Source organism: Massilia sp. AB1 (assembly GCF_018119385.1).
Classification (GTDB): domain Bacteria; phylum Pseudomonadota; class Gammaproteobacteria; order Burkholderiales; family Burkholderiaceae_D; genus Telluria.
On sequence record NZ_JAGKSG010000001.1, the window covers coordinates 91,475 to 117,749 of the forward strand.

Below are 26,275 nucleotides of genomic sequence, written 5' to 3' on the forward strand. Positions count from 1 at the left end.
TAGTGAGTCTTTTCAGAACCAAGAATCTTGACACCATGGTGGCGGCTGCCCGCACCCCTGGCGGACTGAAGAAAGTCCTGGGTCCTTTCGACCTCGTCCTGATGGGCATCGGCGCCATCGTCGGCACCGGTATCTTCGTGCTCACCGGCACGGGCGCCGTCACCGCCGGCCCCGCGCTGACCGTCTCCTTCGTCATCGCGGCCCTGGCCTGCGCCTTCGCCGCCCTGTGCTATGCCGAATTCGCCTCGACCGTGCCGGTCGCCGGCTCGATTTACACCTATAGCTACGCTACCCTGGGCGAGCTGGTGGCCTGGATGATCGGCTGGGACCTGCTGCTCGAGTACGGCCTGGCCACCTCGACCGTGGCCGTGGGCTGGTCGGGCTACTTCCAGTCGCTGCTCAAGGGCATCGGCGTGGTGCTGCCGGAGGCGCTGCGCGGCGCGCCGGGCGCGATCCCGGGCGTGAACACCATGTTCAACCTGCCGGCCTTCCTGATCATGATGGTCCTGACCTTCCTGCTGTCGCTGGGCGTGCGCGAATCGGCCCGCCTGAACAACATCATGGTGCTGATCAAGACCGGCGTCGTGCTGCTGTTCATCTTTGTCGGCGTCAACTACGTCAAGCCGGATAACTGGCAGCCGTTCATGCCCTTCGGCATGGGTGGCGTGATGAGCGCGGCCGCACTGGTGTTCTTCGCCTTCATCGGCTTCGACGCCGTCACCTCGGCCGCCGAGGAAGTCAAGAATCCGAGCAAGGACCTGCCGATCGGCATCATCGGTTCGCTGGCCGTCTGCACCGTGCTGTACGTGGCGGTGGCGGCGATCATGACCGGCATCGTTCCCTTCATGGACTTCAAGGGCATCGACCACCCGGTCTCGCTGGCCCTGCAGGTCGCCGGCCAGAACTGGGTCGCCGGCTTCGTCGACCTGGCGGCGATCCTGGGCATGAGCACCGTGATCCTGGTGATGGCCTACGGCCAGACCCGCATCCTGTTCGCCATGTCGCGCGACGGCCTGCTGCCGAAGAAGCTGTCGAAGGTGCACCCGAAATACGGGACCCCGTTCTTCGCCACCTGGATGGTCGGCATCATCTTCGGCCTGATCGCCGCCGTGGTGCCGCTGGGCGTGCTGGCCGAGCTGGTCAACATCGGCACCCTGGCCGCCTTCTCGCTGGTGTCGGTGGCCGTCATCATCCTGCGCAAGAACCGTCCGGACCTGCACCGCGCCTTCCGCTGCCCGGGCGTGCCGGTGATCCCGGCCCTGGCCGTCGTGTTCTGCCTGGCCCTGATGTCCTTCCTGAGCTGGCATACCTGGGTCGCCTTCATCGTCTGGCTGCTGATCGGCCTGGTGGTGTACTTCGGCTATGCGCGCCAGCGCTCGCTGCTGAACCCGGCGGCACAGGCTTGAAGCACCGCCGCTGCGGCGGCAACGTGGTAAGCTAGGCATGTGGGCGCGCCATCCGGTGCGCCCACATGCGCAACTGCCCAATCATTGCGGAGATCTTCAATGAGCGCCATCGTGCTCGGCCAGGCCGACGCCCTCCTGATCGTCGACATGCAGCTCGACTTCCTGCCGGGCGGCAGCCTTGGGGTACCCCAGGGCGACCGCGTCGTCGCGCCGATCAACACGCTGATCGATCTCTACCATGCGCGGCGCCTGCCGGTCTACGCTTCGCGCGACTGGCATCCTCCCGAACATTGCTCCTTCGGCGCCCAGGGCGGCCCCTGGCCGCCGCACTGCGTGGCCGGCACCGAAGGCGCGCGCTTCAGTCCCGCGCTCCAGCTGCGCGACGACACCATCATCGTCTCCAAGGCCGACACGGCCGAGGTGGACGCCTATTCCGCCTTCAGCGGCACCGGCCTGGCCGACGCCATGCGCCGGCGCGGCATCTCGCGCGTCGCCGTGTGCGGACTGGCCACCGATTACTGCGTGCTCAACACCGCCCTGGACGGCATCAAGGAAGGCTTCGAAGTCTTGCTGGTGCCCGAAGCGGTGCGCGCGGTGGACGTGCGGCCCGGCGATGGCGACCACGCCGTGGCGCGCATGCTGCGCCAGGGCGCGGTGCCGGTGCGCCTCTCCGGCGGCCATCTGGTGGCCGACGTCCTGCTCGGCGCGCAGCTGTAAGCCGGTCCCGGCTGGTGCGCGTTTGCGCACAGTCCGCCTTCGATCTTTCTCCTAGAGTGCTGCTTCACATGGTGCGCACGGACGGAGGGCGGGATGGCCACTTGCGGCGATTTTCTTCTTGAGCGGCTGGCGCGCTGGGGCGTGCGCCGCATCTACGGCTATCCCGGCGACGGCATCAACGGCATCCTGGCCGCCTTCGGCCGCCAGGACCGCATCGAGTTCGTCCAGACCCGGCATGAAGAGATGGCCGCCTTCATGGCCTGCGGCCACGCCAAGTTCACGGACGAGGCGGGCGTCTGCCTGGCGACGTCCGGGCCCGGCGCCATCCACCTCCTGAACGGGCTCTACGACGCCAAGCTCGACCACCAGCCGGTGGTGGCCATCGTCGGCCAGCAGCAGCGTGCGCGAGAGCCGCGCCCGGCTGGACGAGCAGGCGCGGCGGCCGGGGAAACCGGTCAATCCGCAGCGCGCCTTCAGGGAGCTGTCGGCACGCCTGCCGGATGACGCGATCCTGGCGGGCGATTCCGGCTCGGTCGCCGCCTGGTACGCACTGCACCTGCAGGTGAAGGAAGGCATGATGGCCTCGCTGTCGGGCGGCCTGGCCACGATGGGCTCGGCGCTGCCGTATGCCTTCGCGGCCAAGATGGCGCATCCCGGTCGCCCGGTGATCGCCCTGGCCGGCGATGGCGCGATGCAGATGAACGGCATCAATTGCCTGATGACGGTCGCGCGCCATTGCGGACGCTGGGACCATCCCTGCTTTGTGGTCCTCGTGCTCAACAACCGCGACCTCAACTTCGTGACCTGGGAACAGCGCGGGATGCAGGGCGAACCCAAGTTCGCGGCCTCGCAGGAGCTGCCCGACTTTTCCTACGCGGCCTTCGCGCGCATGCTCGGCCTCGAAGGCGAGCGCGTCGACGATCCGGACGCCCTGGGGCCCGCCCGGGACCGGGCGCTGAAGGCGGGCCGGCCCTTCGTCCTCGAAGTGATGGCCGATCCGAATATTCCTCCGCTGCCGCCGCAGACGGTCGACAAGCAGGAGGCCCAGGTCGAGGAAGCGATCGCCAAGGGCGACCCGGAAGGCGCCGACGCGCGGCGCGGCGTCGGCCAGCAGGGCGAGTGAGTGTCGGCGGGGATGACAATTTGTTATTTTTTTGTAATCCCTTTCTTACATCTTCGCAGCGCGCCTACCGATTCTCGTACAAATGACCAGTCCGGATAATGGCTGCATCGTCGTCAAGACCAATTAGAATCGTCGAGCACCCATGAATCACATGCTGTTAGCCGAAGCGCCGGCCAGCGCCGCTCCACAAGAGGCGGGCGTGGCTGGAGAGGCGAAGAAGGTGTATTTCTCGCTGTACGCGGACCCCGCATCGATGCCCGAGCAAGCCCAGGACTTCCTGCGCGAGCAGATCGCAGTGGCGTCCAGGCTGCCTGCCGACCTTCCCGCGAGCATCCACGAGCTGCCGGCCTGGATCGAGCAACGCACCGATGCCGTCGGCGCCCAGTACCGCGACTACCTGGCCGCGCGCAAGGCGGGCGCCCCGCGCCGCTATTTTCATTGCCGCTCCCATGCGCTGTATTTCATCAAGGGCGCCGCGCCGACCAAGCTGGTCGACGGCGCCTGGCTCTACGGCCTGCTGCGCCAATGGGACAACCAGGCCTATCACCACCTGATCAAGACCTATCTCGAGGAGCTGGGCGAGGGCGTGCCTGACAAGAACCACGTCACCATCTACCGCAAGCTGCTGGCGACCCATGGCTGCGAAGACTGGGAACAGCTGGACGACGAACACTTCCTGCAGGGCGCGATCCAGCTGGTGCTGGGCCACCACGCCGACCGCTTCCTGCCCGAAGTCATCGGCTACAACCTCGGCTACGAGCAACTGCCGCTGCACCTCTTGATCACCTCCTACGAGCTGAACGAGCTGGGCATCGATCCCTATTATTTCACCCTGCACGTCACGGTCGACAACGCCGCCAGCGGCCATGCCCGCAAGGCAGCCCAGGCCCTGGCCGACCTGATGCCGCGCGTCGGCGACCGGGAGGCCTTCTACCGCCGCGTGCTGGACGGCTACCGCCTGAACGACCTGGGCGCGAGCACCATCTCGGTGATTTCCGAGTTCGACCTGCAGGCCGAACTGGTCAGCATCCTGGCGGCGAAGAGCAAGGTCGGCAAGAACATGCACTCCGACTACTGCCGCGTCGCCGGCCGCTCGGTCAACGATTGGCTGGCCGAGCCCGGCCGCATCCCCGACTTCCTGGCGGCGCTCGAGAAGGCCGGCTGGATCAAGCGCGGCGAGGACCCGGAAAACAGCCGTTTCTGGCGCCTGATCCACGGCGAGCGCGCCGAGATGTTCGGCGTCTTCAACGCCTATGAGCAGCAGGTGCTGCGCGACTGGATCATGAGCTCGCCCGATGCCGGGGCGGGACGCAATATGGCGGCGGCGCCGCGCGTGCTGACCCACCGGGCGCGCCAGCGTACCCTCGACACCCTGGGCCAGCATGCCGAGCGCGGCATCGCCTTCCCGGAGCGCGGGCTGATCCGCCGTCACCCGCGCCTGGAAGAGCCGGACAACGAGCTGCGCCTGCTGGAGCAGCAAGTGGCGGCGGCCAGCGGCAAGCAGGAAGCGATGGACCTGCTCGCCGGGCTGATGTCGCCCGAGGTGCACCACACCGCGGCGGGCCTGATGGCCACCCGCATGTACACGCAGCTATTCGACGCCTGAGTCGTCCGGCTGCATTTGGAAAGGGCGTCCCGTGGGCGCCCTTTCTGCGATTGAACGTATTGAGATTTTACAAGGAACCACCGGTGCAAATCCTCGAACAACGTTTTTTGCGTGGCCCGAACGTGCACGCCGATTCGCCTTGCCTGCTCTCCGTGATCGACCTGGAAGACCTGTATGGCCGCTCCACCCGCGACCTGCCAAGCTTTAACGAAGCCTTGCTGGACTTGCTGCCTTCGCTGCACGGGCAGCTCCTGCCGACCGGCCAGCCCGGCGGCTTCGCCCAGCGCCTGCGCGAAGGCACTTATCTCGGACGGGTGGTCGAGCATGTCACGCTCGACCTGCAGACCCAGGCCGGCGCGCCGGCCAGCTATGGCCGCACGCGCCCCGTGGCCGGCCACCCGGGCCAATTCCGCATCGTGTGCGCCTACCAGTGCGAAAAACTGGCCCAGCCGGCCTTCCAGCTCGCGGTCGACCTGGTCACCGCGCTGGCCCGTGGCGAGGACTTCGACATCGCGCCGCGCCTCGAAGAACTGCACGACATCGCCGAGCGCTACGCCATCGGCACCAGCACCGCGGCGGTGCTGGCCGCGGCCCACGAGCGCGGCATTCCGACCCAGCGCATCACCGAGGAAGCGAACCTGTTCCTGCTCGGCTGGGGCGTGAAGCAGAAGCGCCTGCGCGCCACCACCACCGGCGACACCAGCTTCATCGCGGTGAAGATCGCCAGCGACAAGCAGCTGACCAAGGTCCTGCTCAAGGAAGCCGGCGTACCGGTGCCGGAGGGCGAGACCGTCACCACGCTCGCGGCCGCCCAGCGCGTCGCCGCGCGCCTCAAGGTCCCGGTGACCGTCAAGCCGCTCGACGCCAACCAGGGCAAGGGCGTGACGGTGGACTGCCGCACGCCGGACGACGTGGCCGCGGCTTTCGAGTTCGCGCGCCAGTACGGCCGCCAGATCATCGTCGAGCGCCACGTCGAGGGCCGCGATTACCGCGTGCTGGTGGCGGGCGGCCGTGTCGCGGCCGCGTCCTGCCGCCGTCCCGCCCATGTGGTCGGCGACGGCCGCCTGACGGTGCGCGAGCTGGTCGAGCTCGAGAACCGCAATCCGGCGCGCGGCGAGGGCCACACGAATATCCTGACCCAGATCGCCCTCGACGAACACGCGGCCGACATGCTGGCGCGCCAGGGATTCACATTCGACTCGGTGCCGGCGGCCGGCGTGACGGCCGAGCTGCGCGGCAACGCCAACCTGTCCACCGGCGGCACCGCGGAAGACGTGACCGACCTGCTGCCCGAATCCACGCGCGCCCTGTGCGTGCGCGCGGCCGCCAAGATCGGCCTGGACGTGGCGGGCATCGACATCGTCTGCCGCGATATCTCCCAACCGCTGGCGGCGCAGGGCGGGGCGGTGATCGAGGTCAACGCGGCGCCGGGCATCCGTATGCACCAATACCCGTCCAGCGGCACGCCGCGCGACGCCGGCGACGCCATCGTCGAAGGCCTGATGGGCAGTTCCGACGGCCGCATCCCGCTGGTGGCCGTGACCGGCACCAACGGCAAGACCACCACCACCTTGCTGATTGCGCACACGGTGCGCATGGCCGGCCTGGTGACGGGCGTGACCACCACCGAGGGCGTGTTCATCGACGGCAAGCAGATCGTCAAGGGCGACTGCACCGGTTACTGGTCGGCGCGCACCGTGCTGTCGGCGCCGGATGTCGAGTTCGCGGTGCTGGAGACGGCGCGCGGCGGCCTGCTCAAGCGCGGCCTGGCCTTCGACCGCTGCGACGTGGGCGTGGTGCTGAACGTGGCTGCCGACCACCTCGGGCTGGACGGGATCGACACGATCGAGGACCTGGCCCAGGTCAAGGCGGTGGTCGCGCTGTCGGCGTCCAGGGCGGCGGTACTGAATGCCGAGGACGCCCTGTGCGTGGCCATGGCGCGCCGGGTCAAGCCGGGCGCCGAGATCATCTTCTTCTCGATGGATGCGGAGAATCCGGTGCTGCTCAAGCACCTGGAAGACGGCGGGCGCGGCGTGTACGCCCAGGACGGCGCCCTGGTGGTGGCGGACGGCAGCCGCCACCAGGCCCTGGTGAAGATCGAGAGCATGCCGGTCACCTTCAACGGCAGCGCGCGCTTCAACATCGCGAACTGCCTGGCGGCGGCCGCGGCCCTGATGGCGTCGGGCCTGTCGCACCTGGAGATCGCCACCGGCCTGTCGACCTTCGAGTCCAACGGCCGCACCAATCCGCTGCGCACCAATATGTTCGACGTGCGCGGCGTGACCGTGATCGTCGACTACGCCCACAACGCCGCCGCCTACGCGGCGATGGCCGAGATGGCGCGCGCCATGCTGCCGCGCCAGCTGGTGGGCATCGTCACCGCTCCGGGCGACCGCCGCGACGAGGATCTGCACGAGATCGGCGTGGTCTGCGGCGAGCGTTTCGACGAGCTGGTGGTGTACGAGTCGCAAAGCCGCGGCCGTCCGGTGGGCGACGCCGTCGACCTGATATTGGGGGGCGCGGAAGAGGCGATCGGCATGAGCGATACCTTGCACCGCGAAATCGAGGTGGGCAAGGCGATCCGCCTGGGCCTGAGCTTGTGCCAGCCGGGCGACGTGCTGGTGTTCGCCTGCGGTTCCTCGCTGCAGGTATTCATCGAAGCGATCCGGGTCGACGATCCGGAGAGTGCGGACCTGATCGCGGCGCAGGTGTAAGCGCCCCGCGAGAGGCAAAAAGAAAGGCGCTGTCACCGTTGAGTGTTGAATCTTCCTTAACTGCTGAGGTCTAACGAGGATCCATATCTCGGCGGAGGAAGCGATGAAGGCCTCGACATTCAAGAAGTTGCTGGAACAGGTCGCAATCCTGAGCAAGCGTCAACGCGAGCAGCTGCTTCAGGTACTGCGGTCGACGGTCGGCCTGGACCGCTTTACCGAAGTGATCGAGCAAGCCAAGCCGGCGCCGACATGCTGTCCTGCTTGCGGAGCGGCGCGATTTCATCGACACGGCCGGGCGCATGGCTTGCAGCGTTACCGTTGCCTGACTTGCGGCCGGACCTTCACCGTACTGACCGGCACCCCGTTGTCTGGCCTTCGACACAAGGAAAAGTGGCTCGACTTCCTCGACTGCGTCTTGAATTCGACGACAGTTCGGGGCGCTGCGCGATCGGTCGGCGTACATCGCAATACCAGCTTTCGCTGGCGCCACCGGTTCCTGGACGTGACCAAGCACGACCGCCCGGACACCTTGACCGGGATCGCGGAGGCCGATGAGCTTTATTTACTGGAATCTCACAAGGGATCGCGCAACTTGCTTCGACCGCCCAGAAAGCACGGCGGAGCCGCCACAAAGCGAGGCATCTCCGATGAGCAGGTCTGCGTCCTGGTCGCCCGCGACCGAACCGGACAGACCTTCGATTTCGTCACGGGACTTGGCCCGGTGACGAAGCGTCAGCTGCATCAACACTTGCTGCCAGTACTGGACAAGGACGTCTTGCTGGTGAGCGACTCGAACGCTGCCTACCGCTATTTTGCGCGTGAAACCGGCATCTCGCACTAGGCCGTCAACCTGCGCACCGGTGAGCAGGTACGCGGGGCAGTCCATGTCCAGAACGTCAACGCCTACCATCGCCGCTTCCGGGAATGGCTCGCCCGCTTCCATGGCGTAGCCACTCGCTACCTTCCCAACTATCTGGGATGGCGCTGGGCGCTGGATGGAAATCGCTTGGATTCGCCTGACGCTCTCTTGCGAGCGGCGATTGGCATCTTCAACACTCAACGGTGACAGCGCCAAAAGAAAAGGGCTCCGCGAGGAGCCCTTCTTTATCGGGTGGCTTGGCTCAGATAGCCGCCGCCTCGATCCGCTCCGCGAGATCCGGCCGGGTAGGACGCAGCGCCTCGGTCAGTTCCGAGATCGAGGAGCCGCAGCCGAACACCAGGACATCGCCCGGTTCGCACAGGCTCAGGCCGAGGCGGATCGCGCTGTGCACGTCGAGCTCGATGCGCATTCGCTCGCTGTCGATGCGCCCGAGGCGGGCGCCGCGCGCCAGCATGGCGGCGGTCTCGCCTTCCGGGCGTCCGCGGTTTTCGGTCTCGTAGATCACCAGTTCGTCGAAGCCGGCGGCGCAGGTCTGGCCCACGTCGACCAGGTCGGCGTCGCGGCGGTCGCCGGGCGCAGCCACGACACCTACTAATCGGCCCGGCGTCATGGCGCGCGCGGTCTCCGCCAGCGCGGCATAGGCAGCCGGATTGTGCGCGTAGTCGACGATCACGGTCACGCCGTCCACGTCGAACAGGTTCGAGCGCAGCGGATTGTGCTTGCTGTCCGAAACGAAGCTGCGCAGGCCGTCCGCGATCTCGGCGTTGCCGAAGCCGCAGGCCGTCAGCGCCGCCGCCGCGGCCATGGCGTTGGCGATGTTGTAGCGCGCGCGGCCGTCCAGGGACACCGGCATCTCGCGCACGTCCAGCAGCGCCTCGTGGCGCAGGCCGTTGGCCAGCACCATGGTCGAGTCCTGCAGGTAGACCGCGCGCCCGCCGTGCTCCACGTGGCGCAGCAGCACCGGATCCTCGGCGTCGAGGGCGAAGTAGATCGGCTCGACGCCGTCTTCCAGTTCATCGGCCATCCGCACGCACCACTCATCCTCGGCGTTGAGCACCACCGTGCGCCTGGCCCGCTTGGCCACCACCGCCTTGACCCTGGCCAGGTCTTCGATGGTGTCGATGCCGTCCAGGCCGAGGTGGTCGGCGGAGACGTTCAGCACCACGGACACGTCGCAGCGGTCGTAGGCCAGGCCGCGCTTGAGGATGCCGCCGCGCGCCGTTTCCAGCACGGCGAAGTCGACGTCCGGCGCCGACAGCACGCTGCGCGCCGAATGGTAGCCGGTGCAGTCGCCTTCGCGCATCAACTGGCCCTGGACGTAGACGCCGCTGGTGGTGGTCACGCCGTCGCGCAGGCCGGCCATGCGCACCGTGTGGCCGACCAGCAGGCTAGTGGTGGTCTTGCCGTTGGTGCCGGTGACCGCGACCACCGGGATGCGGCCGTCGCACTCGCCGAACAGCGCCTCGGCGATGGCGTCGCCCGCGTCGCGCGGCGTACCGCGGCTCGGGTACTGGTGCATGCGGATGCCGGGCGCCGCATTGACTTCGATGATCCCGCCTTTCTGCGCGCGCAGCGGCTGGGCGATGTCGCGGCAGACGATGTCGATCCCCGCCACGTCCAGGCCGATGGTGCGCGCTGCGCGGATGCAGATATCGCGCGTCTCCTCGGGCAGCAGGTCGGTCACGTCCTCGGCGGTGCCGCCGGTGGACAGGTTGGCGTTGCCGCGCAGGTCGGCATGGACGCCTTCCGGCAGCACGGTGTCGAGATCGAAGCCCTGCCTCGCCAGGGTCTCCTGCGCCAGGCCGTCGAGCGGAATCCTGGTGAGGATATTGGTGTGTCCGTCGCCGCGCGCCGGGTTGCGGTTTTCCAGTTCGACCAGTTCGCGGATGGTCGAGCGGCCGTCGCCGGTGACGCAGGGCGGGCGGCGCCAGGAGGCGGCCGCGATTCTATCGCCGGTGACCAGCACGCGGTAGTCGCGGCCCTCCAGGAATTCCTCCACGATGACGTGGCGTCCGTAGCGGCGCGCATGTTCCCAGGCGCGCGCCACGTCTTCAAGCGTGCGGCAGTCGACGGTCACGCCCTTGCCCTGGTTGGCGTCGAGCGGCTTGAGCGTGACCGGGCCGCCCAGCCGGCGCGCCACGCGCTGGGCCTGTTCCAGGCTGGTGACCGTGTCGCCGCCCGGGACCGGGACGCCGGCCTGGTCGAGCAAGGCCTTGGTCAGCTGCTTGTCGCTGGCGATGCCGACCGCGATCGAATTGGTGGCCCCGGTGATCGTGGCCTGCAGCCGTTTCTGGCGGCTGCCCCAGCCGAGCTGGAACAGGTTCGCCTCGTCGGTGAGGCGCAGCGACGGAATGCCGCGCCGCTGGGCGGCGGCCAGCACCGCGCCGGTACTAGTGCCGATCGCGTGCCTTTCGGCCAGCCCGTGCAGCCTGGCGACGGTCTCGTCCAGGTCGAAGTCCTTGCCGGCAGCCAGCGCATCGAGCAGCGCCATGGCCTCGTCCAGCGCGGCGACGGCGACCTGTTCGATGGCGTAGCCGCAGACTACCCGGCGGCGCCCCGCCTGGTTTGGGACCGGAAGGCTAAGACTGAACACGCCGGGTGCGCCTGCGAGACGCTGCAATTCCATCACGACCGCCTCGAGGGCGTCGACGGGAAGGCCGTCGTCGGCCAGGCGCACCGCCGCCTCGGCAGGCAGCGCGGGAAGCAGCTCGAGCAGGCGGGCGGCGAAGACTTGTCTGGGACCGGCCCGGTCGTCGATGACCGCCATCAGGCAGGGGCTGGCGGCGTACAGGTTGGGGCCGCGCAGGACGCGTCGTTCCTTGATTCTCATGAAATCGGGTTCCGTTTGGTGACGTTTTCCAGGAAGTCGAGCAGCGGGGCCGGCAGGCTGTTGGCCTTGGCCGCGTCGCCGCCCGGCAGGCGGTATTGGCTGCCCGCCGGCAGCAGGTGCAAGCGGACGTCGATCAGTTCGGGCGTGTCGCGATCGGCGATGTCGGCGACGTTGGAGATCATGGTGCGGCCGTCCACGACCGTGACCGCGCCTTGCCCCAGGACCTCGATGCCGACGCCGCGCTCGACCACGAGGGCCGTGTCCTCGTCGATGCCGATCCCCTGCAGGTAGGGGTTCTGCGCGACCACGGTCAGCAGGCGCGACAGGCGCTGGCGTTCCGAGAAGTGCTGGTCGATGACGACGCGGTGCAGGAAGCCCAGGCCGGCGCCGAGGCTCACCGCCCCCTTTTCAGGGCGGATCTCGGCCCGGCCCTGGGCCAGCATGTGGCCCGACATGGCGGAGGCGCCCGCGCTGGTGCCGCCGATGGTGGCGCCGCGAAGCTTCAGCGCCTTGTGCATCTCCAGATCCAGCGCGGTGCCGCCGATCAGGGCCAGCAGGCGCTTCTGGTCGCCGCCGGTCATGAAGATGCCGTCGGCCTCGGCGATCTGGCGCACGTAGTCCGCGCTGTTGGCGTCCTGCCGGCTGGTCACTTCGAGATGGCTGTGACGCGTCACCCCCAGCGCGCTGAAGGCGTCGTCGTACATTTTCCACATGTGGTCCGCGATCTGGCTGGCGGCTGTGATCACGATGATTCTTGCGTCCGCCCCGCCGCACAGCTCGACGAAGCGGCTCAGGATCGGCATGTCGTCCTTGCGGTCTTCGCTGCCGCCGATAATGACCAGGTGGCCGTTCTTCTGCTGTTCGCTCATCGCTGGGTCATCCTCGCCTGCGGCATGCCGCGGTTGCTGCAGGCGCCCGACTCCTGGCGGCTGACCGCGATCAGGCCGACCGCCACGTCCTTGCCGAACAGGTCGATGCCGCGCTGCAGGGCTTGTGCGAGAAGCATCCCTTCCGCGATCCAGCCGTAGACGGTGCGCGCCAGCAGATGGCGCACGATGTGCTCGCCGATGCCGGTCGCCGCCACCGCGCCTTCCGGACCCGCAAAGAAGCCGCTGCCGATGATCGGACTGTCCCCTACGCGCCCCAGCAGGGACGGAGCCGAGCCGCCGGTCGAGGTGGCGACGGCGAAGTGCCCGTCCGGGCCGCGCACCACCGCGCCCACGGTGTCGCAGGCGCTGGCCTCGGGCAATTCGAGGGGGCTGTTGTAGTTCCAGATACGGCCGAAGACCGAATTGTCGACGCCGGGCATCACCGGCACCGAGCCGGCCATCTGGGCCATCAGCTTGCGGTGTTCGGCGCGCTGGCGTTCGGTGAGCGGCAGGCTTTCCGGCAGTCCGATGGCGCGCGCGAAGCGCTGGGCGCCTTCGCCGGCCAGCATCCAGTGCGGAGTATCGGCAATGGCGCGCGCCAGCTGGACCGGATTCTTCACGTCCTGCACGCAGGCGACCGCGCCCAGGCGGCCGCGGGTGTCCATGATCGAGGCGTCCATTTCGACCGTGGCGCCGTCCAGGCACAGCACGGCGCCGCTGCCGGCATTCAGGCGCCCATCGTCTTCGAGCGTGGTGACGGCAATGATGGCGGCATCGAGCGCGTCGCCATTGACTTCCAGTTGCCCGAGCGCGCGGCGCGCGGCGAGCACGCAGGCGTCCTCGTGGTCGACGGACGCGCCGGCGCCGCCGTGCACCACGACGGCGCCGGCTTGTTTGGTGTGACTCATGTTGTCCTGTTCCTCTTCATTGTTGTCTTGGCGTGAATGCAAGGCTCGATCACGCTGAGTGATGAAAATTATGCAAGATCGCGGCCGCGCACCATATCGGTTGCATTGCCGTGCGCATGTAAGAGGGTGCTTACAGGGAAGAGAGGTGTTTCCCGCGGTAGCTCAGGACAACAGGGAGGCGGGGCGCAAGGCGCGGCGCAGCTGGTGCACGACTTCCTGCCGTGCGGGCGGGGTGAGATAGCGCCCCACGTCGACACGCTCGCCGCGCGCTTCCAGGACGATCAGGGTGCGCATGCCCAGGTCGGCCAGGCTGACGCGGGTATGGTGCGGGTCCAGCCTGGACTCCAGCACGCGCGCGCCGTCCCGGCGCTCGACCAGCAGCCAGCCGTCGGCCAGGCGGATGCGCTCCTGGTCCAGGGCGTGGCGGGCGTAGTAGAGGAGGGCTGCGCCGACCGCCGCGCTCTCGGCCAGGGCGAAGGCCAGCACCATCCAGGCGCCGCGCAAGGTGAAGACCAGGGCGATGCCGAGGGTGGCCGCGCTCAGGAGTGCGTAGACCAGCAGCGCCTGGCGCGGGCTCAAGGAACAATTGCGCTTCATGAGCCATTCATGGCGCACGGACGCGGCCGGACCTGCGCCGCCGGCGCCCAGGCCCATGCCGCTGCCGCCTCCTGCTTCCATTGCCGCTCCGTGGCCGATTTGACAGGATTAATCATAGCGCTACTTCGCCTGTCGGGCGCCAGCGACACACGATACAAGAGCCCGGTTATCTGTTACGATACCGCCCCCTCCCACGCAAAGGTTTGTATGACGCACGCTTGCGGCGTTGACTTCGGCACGTCCAATTCCACCGTCGGCTGGCTGCGCCCCGGCGCATCCCGCACCGCGGCCGAGTCGCTTCTCATCCTCGAGGACGGCAAGCCGACCCTCCCGTCCGTGGTGTTCTTCAATGCCGACGACGAGCGCGTGACCTATGGACGCGAAGCGCTGGCGGAATACCTGGAAGGCTACGAAGGCCGCCTGATGCGCTCGCTCAAGAGCCTGCTGGGCACCAGCCTGATCGACGGCCAGACCGAGGTCGCCGGGCGGGCGCTGCCGTTCCGCGCACTGCTGGCCCAGTTCATCGGCGAGGTCAAGCGCCGCGCCGAGCGCCAGGCCGGGCGTCCTTTCGAGCAGGCCGTGTTCGGCCGCCCCGTGTTCTTCATCGACGACGACGCCGGCGCCGACAAGCTGGCCGAGGATACGCTGGCCGAGGTGGCGCGCTCGGTGGGCTTCCGCGAGGTGAGCTTCCAGTACGAACCGATCGCCGCCGCCTTCGACTACGAAGCCGGGATCGACCGCGAAGAGCTGGTCCTGATCGCCGACATCGGCGGCGGCACCTCCGACTTTTCGCTGGTGCGCCTGGGACCCGAACGCGCAGGGCGCACCGACCGGCGCGAGGACATCCTGGCCAACGGCGGCTTGCACATCGGCGGCACCGACTTCGACAAATACCTGAGCCTGGCGACGGTGATGCCCCTGCTGGGCCATGGGAGCCACTTGCTGTCGGGCGCGGCGGTGCCATCGAGCTATTATTTCAACCTGGCGACCTGGCACACGATCAACCAGGCCTATACCCGCAAGAGCCAGGCCCAGCTGGCCGACCTGGTGCGCGATGCGGCTGAGCCGCGCAAGATCGCGCGCCTGCAAAACCTGATCGAGGACCGGGCTGGGCACTGGCTGGCGATCCAGGTCGAAGCCGCCAAGATCGGGCTCTCGGGCGCCGAGCGGGTGGCCCTGTCGCTGGACCGCCTGTCGCCGCCCGAGGAGCTGCACGTGGGGCGCGCCGAGTTCGAGGCGGCCATCGGCCACCTGGTCGACAGCGTCGGCGCGACCGTGCGGCGGCTGTTCACCGACGCCGGCGTCACCCCTGGCGACGTCGATACGGTATTCTTTACCGGCGGTTCCAGCGGCGTCGGCCTGCTGCGCCGGCATATCGCCGCGCTGGTGCCGGATGCGCGCGCCGTGGAAGGCGACCTGTTCGGCAGTATCGGCGCCGGCCTGGCCCTGGATGCGCAGCGCAAGTTTGGATAGATTTGTAAGGGATGAAGCATGAGTAGCTATGAGCGTCCGATCGTGATGCTGGACTTCGAGACCACTGGTTTGTCGCCCGAGATGGGCGACCGCATCACCGAGGTGGCGGCACTGCGCATCGTCGGCGGCGAGATCACCGAACGCTATGTCTCGCTGGTGAATTGCGGCGTGCGCATTCCGTCCTTCATCACCGCCCTGACCGGCATCACGCAAGAGATGGTCGACAGCGCGCCGTCGGCCCGCCAGGTGGTGCCGGAACTGCTCGACTTCATCGGCGGCGACGTGCTGTCGGCGCACAACGCCAGCTTCGACGAGAAGTTCCTGAAGGCCGAAGGCGCGCGCCTCGGCCGCAGCTGCTCGCACGCCGCGCTGGTGTGTTCGCTCAAGCTCTCGCGCCGGCTGTATCCGGGGATGGCGAGCTACAAGCTGGGCCAGCTCTCGAGCCAGCTGGGGATCGTGTTCCGCGGTACCGCCCACCGTGCCGAGGCCGACGCCGAAGTCGCCGCCGAAGTGCTGCTGCACGCCGCGCGCCACCTGGGGCGCACCTGTGGCCTGGAGCGGGTGGCGCCGGATCTGCTGGTCTCGATTAACAAGGTCGCGGCAGCAAAGATTCCCGTCTTCCTGGACAAGTACGCGGCCACCATGCGCGAGCGCGCCGCCACCGCCTGATTCCCTCCCGGCCGCTGCGTGTCCGAACCCGGAACGCGACGGCCGCGGTCCGCACGATTGTGCCGACTCAAACTCCGACCCGGCCACTCTACTTACAATTTTAGCAAGTGGATGGCCTCGCTTGCGCGGGCCAGCGCTTCCGCTGCGGCCCCGGACCATGGCCGCCCAGCCGCGCTGACATTGCCGCCACCGGCGATAGCGCCGACACCGCAAGGGGACATGGATGAGCCGCGAGAATGCCGCCCGCGAGGGCTACGAGACCTACCTGTGGTTCCGCCGATCCGCCCAGGACGGCAATCCCTACGCCCAGTTCAACCTGGCCCTGCTGTACCTGCGGGGCAAAGCCGGCGAGCGCGACGACGAAAGCGTGGACGGCGGCAATCGGGACGCTGATGGCGGCGGCCGCGCCGATCGCAACGCCGAGCACGCCGCCCATCTGCTGATGCGCGCGGCCGAGCAAGGGCTGGCCTATGCGCAGAGCCAGCTGGGCGCGCTCTACTACAACGGACGCGGCGTGCCGCGCAGCGCGGAACTGGCCGCCGCCTGGTTCCGCCGCGCCGCCGAGCAGGGAGACCGCTCCGCCCAGTACAACCTGGGACTGCTGTACCGGCGCGGGCGCGGCGTGCGCCAGTCGCACGAGTGCGCGCTCGGCTGGTTCTGGCGCGCCGCCGAGCAGGGCATGGCGCGCGCCCAGAGCTACCTCGGCGAGTGCTACCTGCATGGCCTGGGCGCCGCCGTCAGCTATCCGCTCGCGATGGCCTGGTTCCGCAAGGCGGCGATGCAGGGTTTTCCCCACGCCCAGCTGCAGCTGGCCCAGATGTACGAGCGCGGGCACGGCGTCGATCCCAGTCCTTCCCAGGCCTTGTACTGGTTCCGGCACGCGGCCGCGGCCGGGAACCCGGTCGCCCAGCGCCACCTGGGCCTGGCCTATGCCGACGGCCAGGGCGTGCGCGCCGATCCGGTCAGCGCGCGCCACTGGCTCGAGCGCGCCGCCCACCAGGGCGACCGCGATGCGCAATATGCGCTCGGCGAGCTGCTGGCCGAGCGGCGCGGCTCGGTGCGCGACCGCGAGCGCGCGCTGTCCTGGTTCGAGCGCGCCGCCGACCTCGGCCACGCCCAGGCCCAGTACCGGGCCGGCCACATCTTGGCCCGCGGCTGCGGACGCGGCTTCGGCGTGGCGCGCAACCATCCGCGCGCGCTGGCGTATTACCTGCGCGCGGCGGAGCAGGGCGCGGCGAACGCCCAGTTCGCGCTGGGCCTGTTGTACGCCAATGGCCAGGGCGTGCCCCAGGACTTCGCGCGCGCCGCCGACTGGTACCGCCGCGCGGCCCAGCAAGGCGACGCCAGCGCCCAGAACAACCTCGGCGCACTGCATGCACGCGGCGACGGCGTGGGCCGCGACGACATGCTGGCCGTCTACTGGTACGGCCATGCCGCGGAACAGGGGTATGCGCCGGCGCAGGTCAACCTGGCCAGCATGTACGCGGCCGGGCGCGGCGTCGAATGCGACCTGGTGCTGGCTTGCATGTGGCTCTGGCTGGCCGCGCGGGCCGGGCTGCCTGCCGCGACGCTCACCCGGGCCGGCGCCGGCACGCCGGCGCGCAAGCCGGCGGAGGTGCGCCCGGTCGAGCAGGCCGAGGCGCATGCCGTCGAGCAGGCGGCGGCGCGCATGCGGCAATTGGCGGCGGCTCTCGCGCCCGCGGATCGTCAAAGGGCGCGCGAACTGGCGGGCCGCTGGCTCGCGGCGAGGGAAGGGAGGGCGGACTTCAATCCGGGACTGCTGGGCAGTATGGATGCCGCATAAGCGCAGTGCCGGCTGCTTGCGCCGGGCTGCCGGCACTGTCGGCGGGGATGAATATGCCGATATCGACAGCTGCTGTATGGACATTTACTAATCGCAGGTGGAAAGCCGGCCCGGCGGTAGGCATGCTCGGTGATTCGCGTTATGATGCCCCTCGGCACATGCCATACCCCATCTCAATCCGACAGAGAACAACATGCACCTGAGACACGCTACGCTCGTCGCCATGCTGGCCGCCGCCTTCGGCGCACACAATGCGCTCGCACAAACCTGCGCCGCCACCGGCCCTTCCTTGACCTACCCGGTAACGAAGAAGACCGACCAGACCGACAACTATCACGGCACCACCGTGGCCGATCCCTACCGCTGGCTCGAAGACGCGAACAGCGCCGAGACCAAGTCCTGGGTCGACGCCCAGAACAAGGTGACCCAGGCCTACCTGGCGCAGATCCCGCAGCGCGAAGCGATCCGCCAGCGCCTGACCCAGCTGTGGAACTACGAGCGCTACAGCGTGCCGGAAAAAGAAGGCGGCCGCTACTTCTACACCCGCAATGACGGCCTGCAGAACCAGTCGGTGCTGTACACCCAGAAGAGCCTGGGCGACACCCCGCGCGTGCTGCTCGACCCGAACACCCTGGCCGCCGACGGCACCGTCGCCCTGGCCGGCGCCGAAGTCAGCCCGGACGGCAAGCTGCTGGCCTACAGCATCGCGGCCTCCGGCTCGGACTGGAACGAGATCAAGGTCCGCGACATCGAGACCGGCAAGGACCTCGACGACCATATCAAGTGGGTCAAGTTCTCGCGCACCGCCTGGACCAAGGACGGCAAGGGCTTCTTCTACAGCCGCTACGACGAGCCGAAGGAAGCCACCAAGCTGGCCGACGTGAACTACTTCCAGAAGCTGTACTTCCACCGCATCGGCACCTCGCAAAGCGCCGACACCCTGGTGTACGACCGTCCCGACCAGAAGGAATGGGGCTTCGGCGGCCAGGCCACCGACGACGGCCGTTACCTGGTCATCACCACCACCAAGGGCACCGCGCCGAAGTACCGCGTTTCGTACAAGGACCTGAGCAAGCCCGATTCCAAGGTCGTGGACCTGATCGACAACTTCGATGCCGGCTACGAGTTTATCGACAACATCGGCAGCGTGTTCTACTTCAGCACCGACCGCAATGCGCCGCGCAAGCGCATCGTCGCCATTGACGTGAGCAAGCCGGCGGAGAGCAACTGGAAAGAGATCGTCGCCGAGTCCAGCGACACCCTGGTGGGCGCCGACATCGTCAACAAGCAGCTGGTGCTCGAATACCTGAAAGATGCGCGCAGCGTCGTGCGCGTGGTCGACCTGAAGGGCAAGGCCGTGCGCGAGATCGCACTGCCGGGCATCGGCTCGGTGGGCGGCTTGCAGGGCAAGAAGGACGATACCGAGACCTTCTTCTCCTTCACCGGCTACACCACCCCGACCACCATCTACCGCCTGAACCTCAAGGACGGCAAGAGCAGCGTATTCCGCCAGCCGAAGGTCGCCTTCAACCCGGCCGACTACGAGACCCGCCAGCAGTTCTACACGAGCCGCGACGGCACCAAGGTCCCGATGTTCATCGTGTCCAAGAAGGGCCTCAAGCTGGACGGTTCGAACCCGACCTACCTGTACGGCTACGGCGGCTTCAACATCTCGCTGACCCCGGCCTTCTCGCCGGCCAACCTGGCCTGGATGGAGATGGGCGGCGTTTACGTGGTGGCCAACCTGCGCGGCGGCGGCGAATACGGCGAAGCCTGGCACCAGGCCGGCACCAAGCTGCAGAAGCAGAACGTGTTCGACGACTTCATCGGCGCGGCCGAGTGGCTGGTGTCGAACAAGGTCACCTCGCCGCAGAAGCTGGCGATCGGCGGCGGTTCCAACGGCGGCCTGCTGGTGGGCGCGGCCATGACCCAGCGCCCGGACCTGTTCGGCGCCGCGCTGCCGGCGGTGGGCGTGATGGACATGCTGCGCTTCCACAAGTTCACCATTGGCTGGGCCTGGACCTCGGACTACGGCTCGTCGGAGAACCCGGATGAGTTCAATGCGCTGGTCAAGTACTCGCCGCTGCACAACCTGAAGCCGGGCACCTGCTACCCGGCGACCATGGTGACCACGGCCGACCACGACGACCGCGTGGTGCCGGCGCACAGCTTCAAGTACGCCGCGGCAGCCCAGGCGGCCCAGGCGGGCGGGGCACCGATCCTGATCCGCATTGAGACCAAGGCCGGCCACGGCGCGGGCAAGCCGACCACCAAGCAGATCGAGGAAGTGGCCGATCGCTGGGGCTTCCTGTCGCGCGAACTGAAGATGGGCGACGCGCCGAAAGCAGTCGGCGGCTCGAACTAAGCTTGTTTTCGAAATAGAAACGGCTGCCGGAGCGATCCGGCAGCCGTTTTTCATCGTAGGGTTGGCGGCTTCGCCGCCGACGCGGCCAGCGGGCGCCGGCATGACCGCGGTGTGAAACGGTCGCGTATCACCGCGTCGGCGGGAGACCCGCCGACCCTACCGGTGCACGACCACCAGCAGCGCCTTGGCCTCGGTCTTGCCGGGATTCCGGATCACGTGATCCTGGTCCGCCGGATAGCGCGCCGTGCCGCCATGCCGGATTTTTTTCTTCTCGCCGCCCACTTCCAGTTCGACGCTGCCGACCACCACGCTCAGGTGCTCGTTGGTGCCCGGGTCATGCGCCTGCGAAGCCAGGGCGCCGCCGGGCGCCAGGGTCAGCTCATACCATTCATACTTGCCGGCCAGGTCCATCGGGCCCAGGATGCGCAGGGAATAACCGGCATGCGCACCGGGCAGGGTGGGAATCTCGTGCGCGTCGACCACGCGGATCAGTTCCGCCTGGCGCACTTCGGACGATAGCAATTCGCTAATTTGCACACCCAGCGCATTGGCCAGGCGCCAGGTGATGGCGATGGTGGGATTGGCTTTTTCGCGTTCGATCTGGGACAGCATCGACTTGGACACGCCCGCAATGCGCGACAGATCCTCCAATGTGAGGCCGCGCGCGAGGCGCAGGCGCTGTAGCGTGGCGCCAACTTCTGGCGGAGCGTTGTTTGCTAGACTTTTATTCATTACCTATAGACAGTAGCTTGCCAAGTTCATTGGCCGGGGGTAAGATTCAATATATTGAATTTTCGTTCGAGATAAAGAACCTAGTTTTGTAGATCGAACGAGTCAACGGTACAACATACGACAACACCCGGTCAAGCCGGACCAACCAGGAGAGCACCACATGAGCGATCAAGCCTTTTACAGCACCCTCCAGCAAAAACTCGACACGCTGAAAACCGAGGGCCTGTTCAAGCCGGAACGTGTGCTGGCCTCGCGCCAGGGCGCCGAAGTCGTCGCCCAGGACGGCCGCACCCTGATCAACATGTGCGCCAATAACTACCTGGGCCTGTCCGGCGACCCGGAAACCCAGAAGGCGGCCGCCGCCGCCCTGGAAAAGTACGGCTACGGCTTGTCGTCGGTGCGCTTCATCTGCGGCACCCAGACGGTGCACAAGGAACTGGAGCAGAAGCTGTCGGAATTCCTAGGCACCGAAGACACGATCCTGTACGCGGCTGCCTTCGACGCCAACGGCGGCGTGTTCGAGCCGCTGTTCGACGAGAACGACGCCATCATCTCGGACGCCCTGAACCACGCCTCGATCATCGACGGCATCCGCCTGTGCAAGGCCGCGCGCTACCGCTACGCCAACAACGACATGGCCGACCTGGAAAATCAGCTGCAGGCCGCGACTGAAGCGGGCAAGCGCCACAAGATCATCGTCACCGACGGCGTGTTCTCGATGGACGGCACCATCGCTCAGCTGGACAAGATCGTCGAGCTGGCCGAGAAATACGGCGCCCTGACCATGATCGACGAATCGCACGCCTCCGGCTTCATGGGCAAGACGGGCCGCGGCACCCACGAGCACTGCGGCGTGATCGGCAAGATCGACATCATTACCGGCACCCTGGGCAAGGCGCTGGGCGGCGCGATGGGCGGCTTCACCTCGGGCCGCAAGGAAGTCATCGAGACCCTGCGCCAGAAGTCGCGTCCTTACCTGTTCTCCAACACCCTGGCCCCGATGATCGCCGGCGCCTCGCTGGCCGTCCTGGACCGCATCAGCAAGTCGACCGAGCTGCGCGACCGCCTGCACGAGAACACCGCCCACTTCCGCAAGGAGATCGAGCGCATCGGCTTCACCATCAAGCCGGGCACCCACCCGGTGGTGCCGGTGATGCTGTTCGATGCGCCGGTGGCCCAGAAATTCGCCGCCCGCATGTTCGAGCTGGGCGTGCTGCTGTCGGGCTTCTTCTACCCGGTGGTGCCGATGGGCCAGGCGCGCGTGCGCGTGCAGCTGTCGGCCGCGCACACCCGCGAGCAGCTCGACAAGGTGCTGGCCGCCTTCGAGCAGGCCGGCCGCGAGCTGGGCATCATCAAGAACCAATAAGAACAGTCATCAGCAAGAGATCGGAATAACAGCATGGAACGCATCCTCATTATCGGCGCCAACGGTCAAATCGGCAGCGAACTGGTCACCGCCCTGGCCGAACAGCACGGCGAAAACAACGTGATCGCCTCGGACATCGGCGCCAACAACGTCTACGGCGCGGCGCGCTACACCCAGCTCGACGTGCTGGACAAGGACCGCCTGGCGTCGCTGATCGACGCCGAAGGCATCACCCAGGTGTACCAGCTGGCGGCGCTGCTGTCGGCCACCGGCGAAAAGGCCCCGCTGAAGGCATGGACCCTGAACATGGACGGCCTGCTGAACATCCTGGAAGTCGCGCGCGAGCGTGGCGAAACCGGCAAGCCGCTGAAGATCTTCTGGCCCTCGTCGATCGCCGCCTTCGGCCCGAACACCCCGGCCGAGAACACCGCCCAGTACACGGTGATGGACCCGACCACGATCTACGGCATCAGCAAGCTGGCCGGCGAGCGCCTGTGCGAGTACTACCACAGCAAGTACGGCGTGGACGTGCGCAGCATCCGCTACCCGGGCATCATCAGCTTCAAGTCGCCTCCGGGCGGCGGCACCACCGACTACGCGATCGCCATCTTCCACTCGGCGCTCAAGGGCGAGACCTACGAATGCTTCCTGGGCCCGGAAACCACGCTGCCGATGATCTACATGCCGGACGCGATCCGCGCTACCATCGAGCTGATGGATGCGCCGGCCGGGAAGGTCGCCATCCGTTCCTCGTACAATGTGGCGGGCGTGTCCTTCAACCCGCGCGAACTGGCTGCCGCCATCAAGAAGGCGCTGCCGGAATTCGAGATCGCCTACAAGCCGGACAGCCGCCAGCAGATCGCCGATTCCTGGCCGAAGAGCCTGGACGACAGCCGCGCCCAGGGCGACTGGGGCTGGAAGGCCCGCATCGGCGTCGAAGAGATGGTCGCCGACATGCTGAAGAACATCGACGTCGGCATCACCGCCTGATCGTCATCGCCAAACCATAATAAAAAACGACATAAAGAGACAACAGATGGACATGAGCGTATTTGATCTGTTCAAGATCGGTATCGGCCCGTCGAGCTCCCACACCGTGGGCCCGATGGTGGCGGCGCGCCGCTTTCTGCTGGAATGCGGCCCGCTGGACCAGGCGGTCGGCGTCGAAGCGCACCTGTATGGGTCGCTTGCGCTGACCGGCGTCGGCCACGCCACCGACAAGGCGGTGCTCCTGGGCCTGATGGGCGAAACGCCCCAGGACATCGATCCGGATTCGGTCGAGGACAAGCTGGCCGAGGCGGAGCTGGACGGCGTACTCAAGCTGCTGGGCATGAAGGAAGTGCCGTTCACCTACAAGACGGGCCTGGTGTGGCACAAGGCCTCGACCCTGCCCGAGCATCCGAACGGCATGAAGTTCGTGCTCAAGCTGGCGGACGGCAGCGTCATCGAGCGCATCTATTATTCGGTCGGCGGCGGTTTCATCACCGCGGCGGGCGAGAGCCAGTCGCGCGCGGCGGAAGCGCCGGCGGTCGAGGTGCCTTTCCCCTTCAGCACCATGAGCGAGCTGCTGGAGCAGGGCAAGCGCAGTGGCCTGTCGATTCCGCACATGCTGCGTGCGAACGAACTGGCGCGCATGGGCGAGGCCGAGCTCGACGCCGGCCTGGACCGCATCTGGCACGTAATGCGCGACTGCATCGCCCACGGCCTGGTCACCGAAGGCCAGCTGCCGGGCGGCCTGAACGTCAAGCGCCGTGCGGCCAAGCTGTGGAAGCAGGCACATTGCAACGAAGGCAAGCGCGTCAACGAGCTGCCGCACGACTTCACCCACCAGGTGACCCTGTACGCGATGGCGGTCAACGAAGAGAACGCGGCCGGCGGCCGTGTCGTGACCGCGCCGACCAACGGCGCGGCCGGCATCATCCCGGCGGTGCTGCGCTACTACGTCGAGGACTGCCGTCCGAGCGACCCGGTGCGGGGCGTGCGCGATTTCCTGCTGACTTCCGCGGCGATCGGCATGCTGTGCAAGAAGAACGCCTCGATCTCGGGCGCCGAGATCGGTTGCCAGGGCGAGGTGGGCGTGGCTTGCGCGATGGCGGCGGCCGGCCTGGTGGCGGCACTGGGCGGCACCAACGAGCAGATCGAGAACGCGGCGGAGATCGGGATCGAGCATCACCTGGGCATGACTTGCGATCCGATCGGCGGGCTGGTGCAGATTCCTTGCATCGAGCGTAACGGAATGGGAGCGATCAAGGCCATTACCGCCGCGTCGCTGGCGCTCAAGGGCGATGGGACGCACTTCGTCAGCCTGGACAACGTCATCGAGACGATGCGCCAGACGGGGGCGGACATGCAGGTGAAGTACAAGGAAACCTCGCTGGGCGGGTTGGCGGTGCATGTGGTGACTGTCAATCACGCGGCTTGCTGATCTTCGGCGCTACCGGCTGCTCTGGCAAACTTGGGTCCCGGCCTTCGCCGGGACGACGTGCCGGGGTTGCAGGCCGCAGGAGCCTCTAATGACCCGCACCTTCGGAACCGTCGTACGCGCCACTGGCGCCTACGACTTCTGGCGAAGGCCGGAACCTAAGTCCGCAGCGCACCAATAACACCTCCTCGCACCCCCTCAAAATCCTAAATTTTATTCACCCAACCCCACTTTTTTGCAGCACAGCATACATTTCGGCCGCCTCACACTATAATAAAGTTTCAACGTGAGCCCCCAACCGGATTTTCTACTGTATGCATTATGTGTCCACCCGCGCGACGAGCGCGTCCGCAGCACGCAATCCCCAGCTGTTTTCCGACATCCTGCTTGGCGGCCTCGCGCCCGACGGCGGCTTGTATCTTCCCACCGAGTACCCCCAGGTCACGGGCGCCGAGCTCGACGCCTGGCGCAAGCTGAGCTACGCTGAGCTGGCCTACGAGATCCTGCGCAAGTTTGCGACCGACATCCCGGACGCCGCCCTGAAGGCCCTGACCGCGCGCACCTACACCCCTGAGGTCTACCGCAACGCCCGCGCTGGCGAATCCGCCGCCGAGATCACGCCGCTGCGCGTGCTGGAAGAGGGCGAGCGCGGCACCCTGGTGCTGCAGGCGCTGTCGAACGGCCCGACCCTGGCCTTCAAGGACATGGCCATGCAGCTGCTCGGCAACCTGTTCGAGTACGCGCTGGCCAAGAACAACGACGAACTGAACATCTTCGGCGCCACCTCCGGCGACACCGGCAGCGCCGCCGAGTACGCGATGCGTGGCAAGCGCGGCGTGCGCGTGTTCATGCTCTCGCCGCACAAGAAAATGAGCGCCTTCCAGACCGCGCAGATGTTCAGCCTGCAGGACCCGAACATCTTCAACATCGCTGTCGAAGGCGTGTTCGACGATTGCCAGGACCTGGTGAAGGCCGTCTCGAACGACCTCTCGTTCAAGGCCCGCCACAAGATCGGCACCGTCAACTCGATCAACTGGGCGCGCGTCGTGGCCCAGGTGGTTTATTACTTCCGCGGCTATCTCGCGGCGACCACCGCTAACTCCCAGAAGGTCTCGTTCACCGTCCCGTCGGGGAACTTCGGCAATATCTGCGCCGGTCACATCGCCCGCATGATGGGCCTGCCGATCGACAAGCTGGTGGCCGCCACCAACGAGAACGACGTGCTCGACGAGTTCTTCCGCACCGGCGTCTACCGCGTGCGCAAGTCTTCCGAAACCTTCCACACCAGCAGCCCGTCGATGGACATCTCGAAGGCCTCGAACTTCGAGCGCTTCATCTACGAACTGGTGGGCCGCGACGCCGACCGGACGCACGACCTGTTCCGCAAGGTCGAGACCCATGGCGGCTTCGACCTGTCCGGCGCGCCGGGCAGCGACGGCGACGAGCACCAAGACGTGGGCAAGTTCGGCTTCCAGTCGGGCCGCTCGACCCATGCCGACCGCCTGGCGACCATCCGCGACGTCGCGGGCAAGTACGGCATCGTGATCGACACCCACACCGCCGACGGCGTCAAGGTGGCGCGCGAGCACATGCAGCCCGGCGTGCCGATGATCGTGCTGGAAACCGCGCTGGCCGCCAAGTTCAACGAAACCATCGTCGAAGCCCTGGGCAAGGACGCCGATCGCCCGGCCGGCTTCGAGAATATCGAGGCGCTGCCGCAGCGCTTCGTGGTGATGCCGCCCGATGTGGACCGCATGAAGGCCTATATTTCCGAACACACGGGACTGTGACATG

The 26,275-nt window shown here is 67.3% G+C and carries 17 protein-coding genes and 2 pseudogenes; 14 read left to right on the forward strand and 5 right to left on the reverse strand.

The genetic code is table 11. The features are described 5' to 3' along the window. Nucleotides 1–2: 2 nt before the first annotated feature. The 6 genes and pseudogenes from J8847_RS00410 to J8847_RS00435 form a co-directional block, all read left to right on the forward strand. Nucleotides 3–1,406: an amino acid permease gene (locus J8847_RS00410; protein ID WP_373888780.1), complete on the forward strand. Its 1,404-nt coding sequence runs from the start codon at nt 3–5 to the stop codon at nt 1,404–1,406. A gap of 99 nt (nt 1,407–1,505) precedes the next feature. Continuing rightward, nucleotides 1,506–2,123: an isochorismatase family protein gene (locus tag J8847_RS00415; protein ID WP_211522710.1), complete on the forward strand. Its 618-nt coding sequence runs from the start codon at nt 1,506–1,508 to the stop codon at nt 2,121–2,123. Nucleotides 2,124–2,216: 93 nt separating this feature from the next. Further along, nucleotides 2,217–3,246, forward strand: a pseudogene (locus tag J8847_RS00420) (thiamine pyrophosphate-binding protein). Between the two features lie 142 nt (nt 3,247–3,388). After that, nucleotides 3,389–4,852: an iron-containing redox enzyme family protein gene (locus J8847_RS00425; protein WP_211522711.1), complete on the forward strand. Its 1,464-nt coding sequence runs from the start codon at nt 3,389–3,391 to the stop codon at nt 4,850–4,852. Nucleotides 4,853–4,935: 83 nt separating this feature from the next. Continuing rightward, nucleotides 4,936–7,566 carry a cyanophycin synthetase gene (cphA, locus tag J8847_RS00430; protein WP_211522712.1) on the forward strand — a complete coding sequence of 877 codons (2,631 nt, stop codon included), beginning with the start codon at nt 4,936–4,938 and terminating at the stop codon, nt 7,564–7,566. Nucleotides 7,567–7,669: 103 nt separating this feature from the next. Next, nucleotides 7,670–8,634: pseudogene (locus J8847_RS00435) on the forward strand (IS1595 family transposase); the annotation flags it as partial. A 53-nt stretch (nt 8,635–8,687) separates the two neighbouring features. Here J8847_RS00435 and cphA (J8847_RS00440) read toward each other — a convergent pair. From cphA (J8847_RS00440) to J8847_RS00455, 4 genes are all read right to left on the reverse strand, one after another. Then, a complete protein-coding gene (gene cphA / locus J8847_RS00440) occupies nt 8,688–11,276 on the reverse strand; it encodes a cyanophycin synthetase (RefSeq protein WP_211522713.1) in 2,589 nt (862 codons plus the stop codon). Continuing rightward, nucleotides 11,273–12,145 carry a cyanophycinase gene (locus J8847_RS00445; protein WP_211522714.1) on the reverse strand — a complete coding sequence of 291 codons (873 nt, stop codon included), beginning with the start codon at nt 12,143–12,145 and terminating at the stop codon, nt 11,273–11,275. Before J8847_RS00445 ends, cphA (J8847_RS00440) begins: the two co-directional genes overlap by 4 nt. Further along, nucleotides 12,142–13,053 (reverse strand): isoaspartyl peptidase/L-asparaginase, encoded by a 912-nt coding sequence (locus J8847_RS00450; protein ID WP_211522715.1) that lies wholly within the window; start codon nt 13,051–13,053, stop codon nt 12,142–12,144. The genes J8847_RS00445 and J8847_RS00450 overlap by 4 nt, the downstream gene beginning before the upstream one ends. A 162-nt stretch (nt 13,054–13,215) precedes the next feature. Further along, complete coding sequence (locus J8847_RS00455) at nt 13,216–13,731, reverse strand: DUF2244 domain-containing protein (protein ID WP_211522716.1); 516 nt, start codon at nt 13,729–13,731, stop codon at nt 13,216–13,218. Between the two features lie 126 nt (nt 13,732–13,857). Here J8847_RS00455 and J8847_RS00460 point away from each other — a divergent pair, with 126 nt between their 5' ends. From J8847_RS00460 to J8847_RS00475, 4 genes are all read left to right on the forward strand, one after another. Next, nucleotides 13,858–15,123, forward strand: coding sequence for an Hsp70 family protein (locus J8847_RS00460; protein WP_211522717.1), 1,266 nt, complete (start codon nt 13,858–13,860; stop codon nt 15,121–15,123). Nucleotides 15,124–15,141: 18 nt separating this feature from the next. Next, on the forward strand, nt 15,142–15,792 hold the full coding sequence (locus J8847_RS00465) for a PolC-type DNA polymerase III (RefSeq protein ID WP_211522718.1): 651 nt from the start codon (nt 15,142–15,144) through the stop codon (nt 15,790–15,792). A 223-nt stretch (nt 15,793–16,015) separates the two neighbouring features. Further along, nucleotides 16,016–17,596: a tetratricopeptide repeat protein gene (locus tag J8847_RS00470; protein WP_211522719.1), complete on the forward strand. Its 1,581-nt coding sequence runs from the start codon at nt 16,016–16,018 to the stop codon at nt 17,594–17,596. A 193-nt stretch (nt 17,597–17,789) separates the two neighbouring features. Beyond that, nucleotides 17,790–19,961, forward strand: a complete 2,172-nt coding sequence (locus J8847_RS00475) for a prolyl oligopeptidase family protein (RefSeq protein ID WP_211522720.1) — start codon at nt 17,790–17,792, stop codon at nt 19,959–19,961. Nucleotides 19,962–20,117: 156 nt separating this feature from the next. Here the strand turns inward: J8847_RS00475 and J8847_RS00480 are convergent, their stop codons facing one another. After that, entirely contained in the window at nt 20,118–20,693 is a 576-nt protein-coding gene (locus J8847_RS00480; RefSeq protein ID WP_211522721.1) for a helix-turn-helix domain-containing protein, read from the reverse strand. A gap of 160 nt (nt 20,694–20,853) precedes the next feature. On the opposite strand from J8847_RS00480, the gene J8847_RS00485 reads away from it, so the two are divergent. The 4 genes from J8847_RS00485 (at nt 20,854) to thrC (ending at nt 26,271) form a co-directional block, all read left to right on the forward strand. After that, nucleotides 20,854–22,059 carry a glycine C-acetyltransferase gene (locus J8847_RS00485; RefSeq protein ID WP_211522722.1) on the forward strand — a complete coding sequence of 402 codons (1,206 nt, stop codon included), beginning with the start codon at nt 20,854–20,856 and terminating at the stop codon, nt 22,057–22,059. 33 nt (nt 22,060–22,092) lie between these two features. After that, on the forward strand, nt 22,093–23,049 hold the full coding sequence (locus J8847_RS00490; protein WP_211522723.1) for an NAD-dependent epimerase/dehydratase family protein: 957 nt from the start codon (nt 22,093–22,095) through the stop codon (nt 23,047–23,049). Between the two features lie 46 nt (nt 23,050–23,095). Continuing rightward, nucleotides 23,096–24,484: an L-serine ammonia-lyase gene (locus J8847_RS00495; RefSeq protein ID WP_211522724.1), complete on the forward strand. Its 1,389-nt coding sequence runs from the start codon at nt 23,096–23,098 to the stop codon at nt 24,482–24,484. Nucleotides 24,485–24,795: 311 nt separating this feature from the next. After that, nucleotides 24,796–26,271, forward strand: a complete 1,476-nt coding sequence (gene thrC, locus J8847_RS00500; RefSeq protein WP_211522725.1) for a threonine synthase — start codon at nt 24,796–24,798, stop codon at nt 26,269–26,271. Nucleotides 26,272–26,275 lie beyond the last annotated feature (4 nt).